Genomic DNA, 13,739 nt, shown 5'->3' on the forward strand with positions numbered 1-13,739 from the left:
GCCAGGCCAGTCACCACCGATCTCAAAGAAAAAGCCCCGGTCTCTCGACCAGGGCTTTTTTCATTTACAGGCCATTTTTAGCCTTGAACTCCCGACGCCGACGATGCAACACCGGCTCGGTATAGCCATTCGGCTGTTTGGTCCCTTCAATCACCAACTCCACCGCTGCCTGGAACGCGATGTTGCTGTCGAAATCCGGTGCCAGTGGGCGGTACAACTTATCCCCAGCATTCTGACGGTCCACCACCGGCGCCATGCGCTTGAGGCTTTCCAGCACCTGGTCTTGGTTGACGATGCCGTGGCGCAGCCAGTTGGCGATGTGCTGGCTGGAGATACGCAGGGTGGCGCGGTCTTCCATCAGGCCCACATCGTTGATGTCCGGCACTTTCGAGCAACCCACGCCCTGGTCGATCCAGCGCACAACGTAGCCGAGGATGCCTTGGGCGTTGTTGTCCAGCTCGTTGCGGATTTCTTCGTCAGACCAATCGGTGTTGCTGGCCAGAGGAATGGTCAGGATATCGTCCACCGAAGCGCGTTCGCGCTTGGCCAGTTCGGCCTGGCGCGCGAATACATCGACTTTGTGATAATGCAGCGCGTGCAGTGCAGCCGCGGTAGGCGACGGCACCCACGCGGTGTTGGCACCGGCCAATGGGTGGGCGATTTTCTGTTCAAGCATCGCCGCCATCAGGTCGGGCATCGCCCACATGCCTTTACCAATCTGGGCACGCCCTTGCAGACCAGTGCTCAGGCCGATATCGACGTTCCAGTTCTCATAGGCGCCGATCCATTTTTCCGCCTTCATGGCGGCCTTGCGCACCATCGCGCCCGCTTCCATGGAGGTGTGGATCTCGTCGCCGGTGCGGTCGAGGAAGCCGGTGTTGATAAACACCACCCGCTCGCTGGCCGCCTTGATGCAGGCCTTGAGGTTGACCGTGGTGCGGCGCTCCTCGTCCATGATCCCGACTTTGAGGGTATTGCGTGGCAGGTTCAGCACGTCTTCGATGCGGCCAAACAGCTCGTTGGTGAACGCGGCTTCTTCCGGGCCGTGCATCTTCGGTTTCACGATGTACACGGAGCCGGTACGGCTGTTCTTGCGGCTGTTGTTGCCGTTGAGGCTGTGGGTCGCAGCGAGGCTGGTGACCAGGCCGTCGAGGATGCCTTCGGGTACTTCATTGCCGTCTTTGTCCAGGATTGCATCGATGGTCATCAGATGACCCACGTTACGCACGAACAACAGCGAGCGACCGTGCAGGGTCACGTCCTGACCATTCACACCGGTATAAACGCGGTCGGCGTTCATGGTGCGGGTGAAGGTCTTGCCGCCCTTGGCCACTTCTTCGGCCAGGTCGCCCTTCATCAGGCCGAGCCAGTTGCGGTAGATCACCACTTTGTCATCGGCATCGACGGCGGCGACGGAGTCTTCGCAGTCCATGATGGTGGTGAGCGCGGCTTCCATCAGCACGTCTTTGACGCCGGCGGCGTCGGTCTGGCCGACTGGGGTGCTGGCATCGATCTGGATTTCGAAGTGTAGGCCGTTGTTTTTCAGCAGGATCGACAGCGGTTGCGCCGCGTCGCCCTGGAAGCCGATCAACTGGGCATCGTCGCGCAGGCCGCTGTTGCTGCCGCCCTTGAGGCTGACGATCAGCTTGCCATCAACGATCTTGTAGCCGGTGGAATCCACATGGCTGCCGGCGCTGAGCGGCGCGGCTTCGTCGAGGAAGGCGCGGGCGAAGGCAATCACCTTGTCGCCGCGCACTTTGTTGTAGCCCTGGCCCTTTTCGGCGCCGTCGGCTTCGCTGATGGCGTCGGTGCCATACAGCGCGTCATACAGCGAGCCCCAGCGCGCGTTGGAGGCGTTGAGGGCGAAGCGGGCGTTCATCACCGGCACTACCAGCTGCGGGCCGGCCATGCGGGCGATTTCGTCGTCGACGTTTTGGGTCGTGGCCTGGAAGTCTGCGGCTTCTGGCAGCAGGTATCCGATGTCTTGCAGGAAGGCTTTGTAGGCCACCGCATCGTGAGCCTGGCCGGCGTGCGTCTGGTGCCAGGTGTCGATGCGCGCTTGGAAATCATCGCGTTTGGCGAGTAGGGCTTTGTTCTTCGGTGCCAGGTCATGGATGACCTTGTCGGCACCGGCCCAGAACTGGTCGGCAGTAATGCCGGTGCCGGGAATGGCTTCGTTGTTCACGAAGTCGAACAGGACTTTGGCGACCTGCAGGCCACCGACTTGAACGTGTTCAGTCATTGCTTGCCTCACTCTGCACAGCTTAAGCGCTTTTTAGATTTTCATTATGTAGTGCCAGGTTGCGCATACTACATGATGACTTGCGGTTGTGAAAATTAGACTAAATACGTCGTTTAGCGACCCACTTTGGTCGTACGGTCACAGCGGAGAACGGGATGTTCTCAAAAAACTATTGGATTGTTCCAGATAAATATAAAAATGGTACACGATTTGTTTTCAGTCAGACTGACGTCCACCTTGTAGGAGCGAGCTTGCTCGCGAAAAACTCCAATGCGCCGCGCACATCCAGAGTGCCCGCGTCATCGTTGACGTTTTTCGCGAGCAAGCTCGCTCCTACAGGAATAACCACCAGCGGGGCTTCGCCATGGACCATCTTGTACTCACAATCATTGCCGCCGACAAACCCGGCCTGGTTGAACGTATCGCACAGAACATCGCTGCCCACGGCGGCAACTGGCTGGAAAGCCGCATGGCCCACATGGCCGGGCAGTTTGCCGGGATCCTGCGGGTCAGTGTTCCTACCGAAAACCGTCAGGCATTGGTGGGTGCGCTGGAAGACTTATCCACACACGGTATTCGTGTGCTGGTAGGCGAGGGCAGCAGCGGGCAGGCATCGGCGTCTAAATCCATTGTGATGACGCTGGTGGGCAATGATCGCTCGGGCATCGTGCGTGAGATCACGGCGCTGCTGAGCCAGCAGGGCGTGAACCTGGAGAGCCTGAGCACCGACGTACGCCCGGCGCCGATGAGCGGTGACCCGTTGTTTACCGCCGAGGCGTTGTTGCAGGTGCCGGCCACGTTATCCCTGGATGCGTTGCAGCAACACCTGGAAACCTTGGCGGACGACCTGATGGTGGAACTGCACAACGAGGAATAATCTGCCCACAAGGTTATGCATGGAAATCTTGCATGGGCCTGTGGATAACCTGTAGAGACCCGGCGCCAGGCCAAGCAGGCCGGGCTTTTCGCAGGTTTGAGCAAAAAACGAGCAATTTCAAAAGCTTGTGCACAAATGGCGGGGATCAGGTTGTGGATAACCTTGGGGTGGATGTCTGCAAGCCACGCCCGCTATGGCTTGCAGAGTTTTGTTCGTTATTTGATCAGCTTTTGCGCACGCTCAGCCAGATATCTACGCTGTACACCACCAGGCCGGCCCAGATGAACGCGAAGGCGGTCAGGGTGCTAGGCGCGAGGTGTTCGCCGAACAGCAGCACCGCTTCCAGCAGTACCAGGGTCGGTGCCACATACTGCAAAAAGCCCAGGGCGGTGTAGGGCAAATGCCGTGCGGCGGCGTTGAAACATACCAGTGGGATCAACGTCACCGGGCCTGCGGCTACCAGCCACCAGGCTTCGGAAGTGCTCCAGAAGGCCATCTGGGCACTGTGGGCCGTCGGGTTGAACAGCAACCACGCAATAGCGATCGGCACCAGCATCCAGGTTTCCACCACCAACCCCGGCAGCGCCTTGACCGGTGCCTGCTTGCGGATCAGCCCGTAAAAGCCAAACGTCAATGCCAGCACCAGCGACACCCATGGCAGGCTGCCCACCTGCCACACCTGTTGCGCCACACCCACCGCCGCCAGCCCCACGGCTACCCACTGCAAGCGCCGCAGGCGTTCGCCCAGCAGCAGCATGCCCAACACCACATTCACCAACGGGTTGATGTAGTAACCCAGGCTCGCTTCGAGCATGCGCCCGGTGTTTACCGACCACACATAGGTCAGCCAGTTGGCCGCAATCAACGAACCGCTCAGCGCCAAAATCGCCAGGCGCTTGGGGTTATCGCGCAGCTCGCGCCACCAGCCGGGGTGTTTCCACACCATCAGCAGCAAACCGCCAAACAAGGCTGACCAGAGCACGCGGTGCACGATGATTTCGGCGGCCGGAACACTGGCGATGGCTTTGAAGTAGAGCGGGAACAGACCCCAGATGACATAGGCACTCAGGCCCAGGATGTACCCTTTGCGGGGGTTGGCGGCTTGCATTGCAGAATCCTTGGAAGGTGTGAAGGTGGCCGGCGGTCAGAACAGTTTCAGGGGTTCTTCGTTGAGTGCCGCTAATTGCTCGCGCAACGCCAACACTTGGTCCCCCCAATAGCGCTCGCTGCCAAACCACGGGAAGCTGTGGGGGAACGCCGGGTCGTCCCAACGCCGCGCCAGCCAAGCGCTGTAATGCATCAGACGCAAGGCGCGCAGGGGTTCGATCAGCGCCAATTCACGCGGGTCGAAGTCGTGGAATTCCTGGTAGCCGTCCATCAATTCCGACAGCTGGCCCAGACATTCCTGACGATCACCGGCGAGCATCATCCACAGGTCCTGTACCGCCGGGCCCATGCGGCAGTCATCCAGGTCGACGATATGGAACATCTCGTCGCGGCACATCATGTTGCCGGGGTGGCAATCGCCGTGCATGCGGATGTTCTTGTGGGGCGTGGCCTTGTACACCTCTTCCACCCGCTTGAGCAGGTCACGGGCCACAGACTCGTAGGCCGGTAGCAGGCTCTTGGGGATGAAGTTGCCTTCGAGCAAGGTGGTGAGGGAATCGTGACCGAAGTTCTTCACGCCCAAGGCTTCACGGTGTTCGAACGGGCGGGTGGAGCCCACCGCATGCAAACGGCCGAGCAGTTGCCCAAGGCGATAGAGTTGGTCGAGGTTGCCCGGCTCCGGCGCACGGCCGCCACGGCGGGGGAACAGGGTGAAGCGAAAACCTGCGTGTTCGAACAGGCTTTCGCCGTTGTGGATAAGGGGCGCCACCACCGGCACTTCGCACTCGGCCAACTCGAAGGTGAAGCGGTGTTCTTCCAGGATCGCTTCGTTGGTCCAACGCTGGGGGCGGTAGAACTTGGCGATCAGCGGTTCGGAGTCTTCGATACCCACCTGATACACGCGGTTTTCGTAGCTGTTGAGTGCCAGCACGCGTGCATCGCTAAGGAAACCGATGCTTTCGACAGCATCGAGGACCAGGTCGGGGGTGAGTGTTTCAAACGGGTGGGCCATGGAAACTCCTGCGCGCAGCAGGGCGCCGCGTCCGGCCGGGTATGGTAACGCACCCGGCTTGGGATAGGTGGTGACTGTGCGGACGCCTTCGCGAGCAAGCCCGCTCCCACATTCGACCGCATTCTCATGCTGGAACTCGGTCAAGTGTGGGAGCGGGCTTGCTCGCGAAGAGGGTTTATCAGGCGCCGACAATCCCACCATCATCCCGCCGAATCGCCATCACCGACGAGCGCGGCTTACCGTTCGGCAAATGCTCCGGCCACGTGGACCCCCCGGTTTCCCCCGGATGTTGAATGCCCACAAACAGCGTTTTCTGATCCGGCGAGAAGCTGATACCCGTCACCTCACACGCCACCGGTCCTACCATGAAACGGCGGATTTCCCCGGTGCTCGGGTCGGCACACAGCATCTGGTTATTGCCCATGCCGGCGAAGTCGCCGGCGTTGCTGTAATCCCCGTCCGTAAGAATCCACAGGCGCCCGGCCTTGTCGAAGCCCAGGCCATCGGGGCTGTTGAACATGTTTTGCGGGTTGATATTCGATGAGCCGCCTTTTGGCTGACCTGCGTGCACGCCAGGGTTGCCAGCCACCACGAACAAGTCCCAGGTGAAAGTATCGGCGCCATGGTTATCGCTGTCGGCCTTCCAGCGCAGGATCTGGCCGTAAACGTTCTTTTCACGCGGGTTGGGCCCGCCCACCGGCTGGCCGTCTTCACCGCGCTTGGCGTTGTTGGTCAGGGTGCAATAGACCTGGCCGTCGGTGGGGCTGACCACGATCCATTCCGGGCGGTCCATGCGTGTGGCCTTCACCACGCTGGCGGCCAGGCGTGCGTGGATCAGTACTTCGGCCTGGCTGGCGAAACCGGTGCTGGCATCGATGCCATGTTTGCCGTGGGTCAGTTCGACCCACTGGCCCTTGCCCTTGGGATGGTCGGCGTTGCCGTCGCCTGCGTCGAAGATCGCGACAAACAGGGTGCCGTGGTCCAGCAGGTCTTTGTTGGCCTTGGGGTTCTTGTGGTTGATCTTGTCGCGGCTGACGAACTTGTAGATGAACTCGCCGCGCTCATCGTCGCCCATGTACACCACGGCGCGGCCATCGCGGGTTTCGGCCAGGGCTGCGTTTTCATGCTTGAAGCGGCCCAGGGCGGTGCGCTTGGCCGGGGTGGACTTGGGATCGAACGGGTCGATCTCTACCACCCAACCGTGGCGATTGAGTTCGTTGGGGTTCTTGGCCATGTCGAAGCGCGGGTCGTGTTGATGCCAGTTGATGTCTTTGCTGGCAGCGACCGCGCCGTAGCGTTTTTGCCCGGCGTCGAAGGTCTGTTGTGGGTCGGTGCTACCGAAGCAGTCGGTGAAGTTCTCTTCACAGGTCAGATAAGTACCCCACGGCGTTTTGCCGTTGGCGCAGTTCTGAAAGGTGCCCAGGGCTTTGGTGCCGGTTTTGTCGGCACTGGTTTTGAGCCAGGCGTGCCCTGCGGCGGGGCCGCTGAGGCGGATCGGCGAGTTGCCGTGGATGCGGCGGTTGTAGCGCGAGTCCTGCACGAACTGCCAGGTGTCGCCCTGGCGTCGTACTTCGATCACCGACACGCCTTCGCTGGCCTGGGCCTTGTGCACGTCTTCGGCCGATTGCGGCGCGCCGCCGTGGGCGAAGAGGTAGCGGTAGTTGGTGTATTCGTTGTTGATCGCCATGAGGGCGCGGTTATCGTCGCCGGGAAAGGCAAATAGGCTCATGCCGTCGTTGTGGTCGCCGAACTGTTGTTCCTGGGCCTTGGCGGTGCCGTTGCCGGACGGGTCGAAGGCCGGTGCGTTCTTGCTCAGCGGCTGGCCCCAACTGATCAGCACCGAAGCGCTGTAGCCGGGCGGCAGGCTGATGGCGTCGTTGGTGGCGGCGGCGATGCTGGTAAAGCCCAGCAGCGGGCTGGCGCTGGCAGCGTTGACGGCCAGGGCGCTGCGGGTCAGCAGGTTGCCGCCCAGGAACATTGCGGCGCCGCACAGGGCGCCAGCGCCGATAAAGCGGCGGCGGGTCAGGCCGACCATCTGTTCAAGGTCGGTGGCTTGGTTTTCTTCTAATAGGCTCATCACGGGCTCCCTGTGGTTTTTGCAGACACCATAAGGAGCGAACGTGACGAAATTGTTGCAGTTTGATGCAGGCCGCTGGCTACACCGGCGTGCCCAGCAGTACCTGGCTTGGCGCAAATTGCACCTGAATCGGTTGGCCTTGCGCGGCGCCCAGTGCCTTGAGCGCGTCGGGCGGTGCCAGGGCGCATAAAACCTGGCCGTTGGGCAGGGCGATGCGCACTTCCGTGGGGCCATCATCAGCGTCGAGAAGGGTCTCGATAATGCCGCTCATGCAATTGTGTCCAGGTGTTGCAGCCTGCCCGATGGCGATCAGTTCGAGCCAACCGGCCTTGATCAGGGCGACCACCTCAACACCGGTTTCCAGTTCCAGGCGCTCGGTGCTGTCGTGGGTGATCTGCGCATCCAAAGTCACGCCGCCCGCCAGTTGCAGGCGGACCAGGTCGTTGCGGCCATGGCTTTCAATCGCAACCACTTGGCCATGTAACTGGTTGCGTGCGCTGGTGCGCAGCATCAGGCGGCCCAGCAGGTTGAAGTCGCTGGCGGCTTCGTCGGAGCCGAGTATTTCGGCCTGCAAAACTTGCAAGCGTTGGTAGAGGCGCAGCACCCGCTCACCCTCGGCGGTCAGTTTGGCGCCGCCGCCGCCCTTACCACCGACGCTGCGTTCTACCAGCGGTTTTTGCGCGAGGTTATTGAGCTCATCGATGGCGTCCCAGGCGGCCTTGTAACTCAACCCTGCGCTTTTCGCGGCGCGGGTGATGGAACCCTGCTCGGCGATATGCCCCAGCAAGGCAATGCGCTGGGGGCGGCGGATGATGTGCTGGCTGAGGGATGTAGGCAGAGACATGGCGATACGCTTGGATGAGATGGACCGAACGTTGCGGGCAAGGGGTAGGTGGCGTCAAGTTCAGGTGCCCGGTTTGGGGGTGCGGGCCAGGCAATACACATCGACTTGCCGAGCGCCGGCATTGATCAATAGCCGCGCCAGGCTGTGGGCGGTGGCGCCGGTGGTGAGTACGTCGTCCACCAGGGCGAAGTGACGGCCTTGCACCCGGGCATCAGGGGCCAGGGCGAAGGCGCTGAGCAAGTTGCGTTTGCGGGTCTTGGCGTCGAGGGCTTGTTGCGCCACGGTTTCGTGGGGACGTAGCAACAGGTGTTCCTCAACAACGATGCCGAGGTGTTCGCTGAGCCAGCGTGCGAGCATCACGGCCTGGTTGTAGCCGCGCTCACGCAGGCGCTGGCGGGCCATGGGCACCGGCAGCAGGCAGTCGGGGCGGGCCAGCCCGGTGTTGTCGAAGCGGTGTTGCACGTGATGGCCCAGCAAGCGCGCCAGCAGTTGCCCGAACGGCCAACGGGCCTGGTGCTTGAAGCGGCTGATCAGGCTGTCGACCGGAAAGCTGTAGGTCCAGGGTGTGATGACGTGTTTAAACGCGGGGGGCTGTTTCAAACATTGGCCGCAAATCAGACCGTCCATCGGCAAGGGCAGGGCGCATACCTCGCAGTGTTCCCGTAGCCAGGGCAGCTCGGTTTCGCAGACGTTGCACACACAATCCCTGGAATCTGTTGCTTCATCGCAGATTAAACAGGATTGTTCGTTTTTTAACCAGATGTAAACCTGGTGTTTGTGGTCAGGTTGACAGTGCATGAATCTTCCTTAAATATGCCGAGCATCCGTGTCGTGCCTGTGGGTATTGCCCTTCCCGCAGCGCTTGCCAAAGCATAATCAAGGAATCGCCCATGAGCGCCAGCACCACCGCCACCCTGCGTCACGATTGGTCCCTCGCCGAGGTCAAGGCGCTGTTCGTGCAGCCGTTCAACGACCTGTTGTTCCAGGCGCAGACCGTGCACCGCGCGCATTTCGACGCCAACCGCGTACAGGTGTCGACCCTGCTGTCGATCAAAACCGGCGCCTGCCCGGAAGATTGCAAATATTGTCCGCAGTCGGGCCACTACAACACCGGCCTGGAAAAAGAAAAGCTGATGGAAGTGCAAAAGGTCCTCGAAGAGGCTGCCCGCGCCAAAGCTATCGGTTCGACGCGCTTCTGCATGGGCGCCGCCTGGAAGCACCCTTCGGCCAAAGACATGCCCTACGTGTTGCAGATGGTTCAGGGCGTGAAGGCCATGGGCCTGGAGACCTGCATGACCCTCGGCCGCCTCGACCAGGAGCAGACCGAAGCCCTGGCCCAGGCCGGCCTGGACTACTACAACCACAACCTCGATACCTCGCCTGAGTTCTACGGCAGCATCATCACCACCCGCACCTACAGCGAGCGCCTGCAAACCCTGGCCTATGTGCGTGATTCGGGGATGAAGATCTGCTCCGGCGGCATCCTCGGCATGGGCGAGTCCCTCGATGACCGCGCCAACCTGCTGATCCAGTTGGCCAACCTGCCGGAGCATCCGGAGTCGGTGCCCATCAACATGTTGGTGAAAGTGGCCGGTACGCCGCTGGAGAACGCCGAGGACATCGACCCGTTCGACTTTATCCGCATGCTGGCCGTGGCACGTATCCTGATGCCGCAGTCCCATGTACGTTTGTCGGCTGGTCGTGAGGCGATGAACGAGCAAATGCAGGCCCTGGCGTTCTTTGCCGGTGCCAACTCGATTTTCTATGGCGACAAGTTGCTGACCACCGCCAACCCGCAGGCGGACAAGGACATGCAGCTGTTCTCGCGCCTGGGCATCCTGCCGGAAGCTCGTGAAGAGCATGCCGATGAAGTGCACCAGGCGGCGATTGAGCAGGCGTTGGTGGAGCAAAAGAGCAGCGAGCAGTTCTACAACGCCGTCGTGTGATTGAAATGCGATGCAAATGTGGGAGCGGGCTTGCTCGCGAAAGCGCAGTGTCAGTCACTGAGTCTGCTGACTGATACACCGCCTTCGCGAGCAAGCCCGCTCCCACATTTGATCGTGCCCAGTCTCTAGTTTTGGATCTACCGAGGCCTGCATGTCTTTCGATCTCTCCGCGCGCCTCGCTGCCCGCCGTGCCGAACACCTTTATCGCCAGCGCCCGTTGCTTGAGAGCCCCCAAGGCCCTGAAGTGGTGGTAGACGGCCAGCCACTGCTGGCGTTCTGCAACAACGACTACCTGGGCTTGGCCAATCACCCCAAAGTGATCGAAGCCTGGCGTGCGGGCGCGTCCCGTTGGGGCGTGGGCGGCGGCGCGTCGCACCTGGTGGTCGGGCACGCGACGCCGCACCATGAGCTGGAGGAAGCCTTGGCCGACCTCACCGGCCGCCCGCGTGCGCTGCTGTTTACCACCGGCTACATGGCCAACCTCGGTGCCGTCACGGCGCTGGTGGGGCAGGGCGATACGGTGCTGGAAGACCGCCTCAACCACGCCTCGTTGCTGGATGCTGGCTTGTTGTCCGGAGCGCGGTTCAATCGTTACCTGCACAACGATGCCGACAGCCTGGCCAAGCGCCTGGAGAAAGCCACCGGCAATACGCTGGTGGTCACTGATGGCGTATTCAGCATGGACGGCGACCTGGCCGACCTGCCCGCGCTGGCCCGTGAGGCGCGCGCCAAAGGCGCTTGGTTGATGGTGGACGACGCTCACGGGTTTGGTCCGTTGGGCGCCAACGGTGCTGGGATCGTCGAGCATTTCGGCTTGAGCCAGGAAGACGTGCCGGTATTGGTCGGCACCCTCGGTAAAGCGTTCGGCACCGCTGGCGCATTTGTGGCGGGCAGTGAAGAACTGATCGAAAGCCTGATCCAGTTCGCCCGGCCGTACATCTACACCACCAGCCAACCGCCCGCGCTGGCCTGCGCCACGTTGAAAAGCCTGGAGTTGCTACGCACCGAACATTGGCGCCGCGAACACCTCAATGCGCTGATCCGCCAGTTCCGCCAGGGTGCCGAACAGCTTGGCCTGGAGTTGATGGACAGCTTTACGCCGATCCAGCCGATCCTGATCGGCGACAGCGCCAAGGCCGTGCGCCTGTCACAGATGCTGCGTGAGCGCGGGCTGATGGTCACCGCGATCCGCCCACCCACCGTACCGGCCGGCAGCGCCCGTCTGCGCGTGACATTGACGGCGACCCACACCGAGGCGCAGGTGCAGCTATTGTTAAACGCATTGGAAGAGTGTTTCCGCTTGTTAGGCGCCACGGAGCCCAACCATGCGTGATCGACTGATATTGCTGCCCGGCTGGGGCCTCGGCGTATCGCCGCTGGAGCCTTTGGCCGCCGCATTGCAGGGGCTGGATGAGCACCTGCGGGTGCAGATCGAGCCGTTACCGGCGTTGGGTTCCAGTGACCTGGATGAATGGCTGGACGAACTCGATGCCACGCTGCCGGACAACGCCTGGCTGGGCGGGTGGTCGTTGGGCGGTATGCTCGCCTCCGAGCTGGCTGCGCGGCGTGGCGAACGCTGCTGTGGCCTGCTGACCTTGGCGAGCAACCCGTGTTTCGTCGCCCATGACGGTTGGCCGAGCGCGATGCCCGCCGAGATCTTCGATGCCTTCCTCGCTGGTTGCCATGCCGATTCCCAAGTCACCCTTAAACGCTTCGGCCTGTTGTGCGCCAAGGGTGCCCAGGACCCACGCGGGCTGGCGCGGCTGTTGGTGAGTGGGGCGCCGAATATGTCGTCCAGCCTGTTGATGAGCGGTCTTGAGCTGCTCGCGCAACTGGACACCCGCGAAGCCCTGCTGGCCTATCGCGGCCCGCAGTTACACCTGTTCGCCGGTATGGACGAACTGGTGCCCGCCGAAGCCTGCGGCCACCTGCTGACGTTGCTGCCTGATGTTGAAATCGGTCTGATTGAACAGGCCGGTCACGCGTTTCTACTGGAAGACCCCCACGGTGTGGCGGGGGCTATCCAGGCTTTTTTGCATGAGTGTGTTGATGACTGATCTATCCCATCCCCCGTTGCCGGGTGCCTTGCCGGACAAGCGCCAAGTGGCGGCGTCGTTTTCCCGCGCCGCTGCCAGCTACGACAGTGTTGCCGAGTTGCAGCGCGCGGTGGGCGGCGAATTGCTGGCCCGCCTGCCGGCTGCGATCGCGCCGCAACGTTGGCTGGACATGGGCTGTGGCACGGGGTATTTCAGCCGGGTGCTGGGTGAATTGTTACCAGCCAGCCACGGCGTGGCGCTGGATATCGCTGAAGGCATGCTCAACCATGCGCGGCCGCTGGGCGGCGCTGAGCATTTCGTGGCGGGTGATGCCGAGCGCTTGCCGCTCAAAGCTCAAAGCGTGGGGCTGATTTTCTCCAGCCTGGCGGTGCAATGGTGTGCGAACTTCGACGCAGTGCTGAGCGAGGCCTATCGGGTGTTGCAACCCGGCGGCGTGTTGGCGTTTGCCAGCCTGTGCGTGGGCACGCTCGATGAGCTGCGCGAAAGCTGGCGGGCTGCAGACGGCCTGGTGCACGTCAACCGCTTCCGCACCTTTGAGGCGTATCAGCAGTTATGCGCGGCCAGCGGTTTGCGGGTGGTGAGCCTGGAGCGGCGTCCCCATGTGCTGCACTACCCGGATGTGCGCAGCCTGACCCATGAGTTGAAAGCGCTGGGCGCGCATAACCTCAATCCCGGGCGGCCGGGAGGGTTGACGGGGCGCGCGCGGATTGTTGCACTGGTGGACGCTTACGAGCAGTTCCGTCAGGCCCAGGGCCTGCCCGCCACGTATCAAGTGGTGTACGCCGTACTGGAGAAACCGCTATGAGCGTCGCTTATTTCATCACCGGTACCGATACCGATGTAGGCAAGACCACCGTCGCCGCAGGCCTGCTGCACGCGGCGCGGCAAGCCGGCAAAAGCACCGCCGCAGGCAAACCCGTGGCTTCCGGCTGCCAGGTGACGCCCAAGGGCCTGCGCAATGCCGACGCCTTGGCATTGCTGGCCGAGTGCTCATTGCCCTTGAGTTACGCCGAGGTCAACCCGGTGGCATTTGAGCCGGCCATCGCCCCGCACCTGGCGGCGCGGGAGGCGGGCGTTGCGCTTACGGTGCAATCGTTGCTCAAGCCTATGCAGCAGATCCTGGCGAAGGACGCGGATTTCACCTTGATCGAAGGCGCGGGCGGCTGGCGCGTGCCTTTGGCGGACCAGGCCAACCTGTCGGACCTGGCCATGGCGCTCAAACTGCCGGTTATCCTGGTGGTGGGTGTGCGCCTGGGTTGCATCAGCCATGCCTTGCTGACTGCCGAAGCTATTGCACGGGACGGCTTGCAGCTGGCGGGTTGGGTGGCCAATATCATCGACCCCAAGACCTCTCGTCTGGAAGAAAACCTCGCAACCTTGGCCGAGCGGTTGCCTGCGCCGTGCCTGGGGCGGGTGCCGAAACTCAAGCAGGCCGGTGCTGAAACGGTGGCGGAATATTTGCAACTCGACTTGCTTGACTGATTCGGGCTATCGCCAAGGCATTATGCCATTAGTGTTTTTGACGGGTGTTTTGCCAGGTTCTCTGCTTCAATTACCGTTCACGATTCTCTAAAAGC

General features: G+C 61.9%; 12 protein-coding genes. 6 read left to right on the forward strand and 6 right to left on the reverse strand.

The features are described from left to right. Positions 1-64 precede the first annotated feature (64 nt). Complete coding sequence (locus ACLD1Y_RS02670; protein ID WP_429475194.1) at positions 65-2,242, reverse strand: malate synthase G; 2,178 nt, start codon at positions 2,240-2,242, stop codon at positions 65-67. 364 nt (positions 2,243-2,606) lie between these two features. Here ACLD1Y_RS02670 and ACLD1Y_RS02675 point away from each other — a divergent pair, with 364 nt between their 5' ends. Further along, complete coding sequence (locus ACLD1Y_RS02675) at positions 2,607-3,119, forward strand: glycine cleavage system protein R (protein ID WP_429475196.1); 513 nt, start codon at positions 2,607-2,609, stop codon at positions 3,117-3,119. A gap of 223 nt (positions 3,120-3,342) precedes the next feature. Here ACLD1Y_RS02675 and rarD read toward each other — a convergent pair whose 3' ends face one another. From rarD to ACLD1Y_RS02700, 5 genes are all read right to left on the reverse strand, one after another. After that, positions 3,343-4,227, reverse strand: a complete 885-nt coding sequence (gene rarD / locus ACLD1Y_RS02680) for an EamA family transporter RarD (protein ID WP_429475197.1) — start codon at positions 4,225-4,227, stop codon at positions 3,343-3,345. Positions 4,228-4,263: 36 nt separating this feature from the next. Further along, positions 4,264-5,238, reverse strand: coding sequence for a serine/threonine protein kinase (locus ACLD1Y_RS02685; protein ID WP_016977838.1), 975 nt, complete (start codon positions 5,236-5,238; stop codon positions 4,264-4,266). A 178-nt stretch (positions 5,239-5,416) separates the two neighbouring features. Continuing rightward, positions 5,417-7,315, reverse strand: coding sequence for a PhoX family protein (locus ACLD1Y_RS02690; RefSeq protein ID WP_429475200.1), 1,899 nt, complete (start codon positions 7,313-7,315; stop codon positions 5,417-5,419). A 79-nt stretch (positions 7,316-7,394) separates the two neighbouring features. Beyond that, the gene (locus ACLD1Y_RS02695) at positions 7,395-8,159 is read right to left on the reverse strand and encodes a TOBE domain-containing protein (RefSeq protein ID WP_429475202.1); all 765 of its coding nucleotides are present in this window, start codon (positions 8,157-8,159) and stop codon (positions 7,395-7,397) included. A 60-nt stretch (positions 8,160-8,219) separates the two neighbouring features. Next, entirely contained in the window at positions 8,220-8,957 is a 738-nt protein-coding gene (locus ACLD1Y_RS02700; protein WP_429475204.1) for a ComF family protein, read from the reverse strand. A 92-nt stretch (positions 8,958-9,049) separates the two neighbouring features. Between ACLD1Y_RS02700 and bioB the strand changes: the two genes are divergently transcribed. From bioB to bioD, 5 genes are all read left to right on the forward strand, one after another. After that, complete coding sequence (bioB, locus tag ACLD1Y_RS02705; RefSeq protein ID WP_122487227.1) at positions 9,050-10,105, forward strand: biotin synthase BioB; 1,056 nt, start codon at positions 9,050-9,052, stop codon at positions 10,103-10,105. Positions 10,106-10,256: 151 nt separating this feature from the next. Next, positions 10,257-11,438, forward strand: a complete 1,182-nt coding sequence (bioF, locus tag ACLD1Y_RS02710) for an 8-amino-7-oxononanoate synthase (RefSeq protein ID WP_429475206.1) — start codon at positions 10,257-10,259, stop codon at positions 11,436-11,438. Next, positions 11,431-12,162, forward strand: a complete 732-nt coding sequence (locus ACLD1Y_RS02715) for an alpha/beta fold hydrolase (protein WP_429475208.1) — start codon at positions 11,431-11,433, stop codon at positions 12,160-12,162. Before bioF ends, ACLD1Y_RS02715 begins: the two co-directional genes overlap by 8 nt. Then, entirely contained in the window at positions 12,155-12,967 is an 813-nt protein-coding gene (gene bioC, locus ACLD1Y_RS02720) for a malonyl-ACP O-methyltransferase BioC (protein WP_429475210.1), read from the forward strand. Before ACLD1Y_RS02715 ends, bioC begins: the two co-directional genes overlap by 8 nt. After that, positions 12,964-13,644 (forward strand): dethiobiotin synthase, encoded by a 681-nt coding sequence (gene bioD / locus ACLD1Y_RS02725; RefSeq protein WP_429475212.1) that lies wholly within the window; start codon positions 12,964-12,966, stop codon positions 13,642-13,644. Before bioC ends, bioD begins: the two co-directional genes overlap by 4 nt. Positions 13,645-13,739 lie beyond the last annotated feature (95 nt).

This window comes from Pseudomonas sp. 18175, from assembly GCF_050432925.1.
Taxonomy (GTDB): Bacteria; Pseudomonadota; Gammaproteobacteria; order Pseudomonadales; family Pseudomonadaceae; genus Aquipseudomonas.

Excerpts from the sequence above, each read along its gene's own strand:
- ACLD1Y_RS02670 (WP_429475194.1), bottom strand. The coding sequence starts at position 2,242 with ATGACTGAACACGTTCAAGTCGGTGGCCTGCAGGTCGCCAAAGTCCTG.
- ACLD1Y_RS02675 (WP_429475196.1), top strand. The coding sequence starts at position 2,607 with ATGGACCATCTTGTACTCACAATCATTGCCGCCGACAAACCCGGCCTG.
- rarD (WP_429475197.1), bottom strand. The coding sequence starts at position 4,227 with ATGCAAGCCGCCAACCCCCGCAAAGGGTACATCCTGGGCCTGAGTGCC.
- ACLD1Y_RS02685 (WP_016977838.1), bottom strand. The coding sequence starts at position 5,238 with ATGGCCCACCCGTTTGAAACACTCACCCCCGACCTGGTCCTCGATGCT.
- ACLD1Y_RS02690 (WP_429475200.1), bottom strand. The coding sequence starts at position 7,315 with ATGAGCCTATTAGAAGAAAACCAAGCCACCGACCTTGAACAGATGGTC.
- ACLD1Y_RS02695 (WP_429475202.1), bottom strand. The coding sequence starts at position 8,159 with ATGTCTCTGCCTACATCCCTCAGCCAGCACATCATCCGCCGCCCCCAG.
- ACLD1Y_RS02700 (WP_429475204.1), bottom strand. The coding sequence starts at position 8,957 with ATGCACTGTCAACCTGACCACAAACACCAGGTTTACATCTGGTTAAAA.
- bioB (WP_122487227.1), top strand. The coding sequence starts at position 9,050 with ATGAGCGCCAGCACCACCGCCACCCTGCGTCACGATTGGTCCCTCGCC.
- bioF (WP_429475206.1), top strand. The coding sequence starts at position 10,257 with ATGTCTTTCGATCTCTCCGCGCGCCTCGCTGCCCGCCGTGCCGAACAC.
- ACLD1Y_RS02715 (WP_429475208.1), top strand. The coding sequence starts at position 11,431 with ATGCGTGATCGACTGATATTGCTGCCCGGCTGGGGCCTCGGCGTATCG.
- bioC (WP_429475210.1), top strand. The coding sequence starts at position 12,155 with ATGACTGATCTATCCCATCCCCCGTTGCCGGGTGCCTTGCCGGACAAG.
- bioD (WP_429475212.1), top strand. The coding sequence starts at position 12,964 with ATGAGCGTCGCTTATTTCATCACCGGTACCGATACCGATGTAGGCAAG.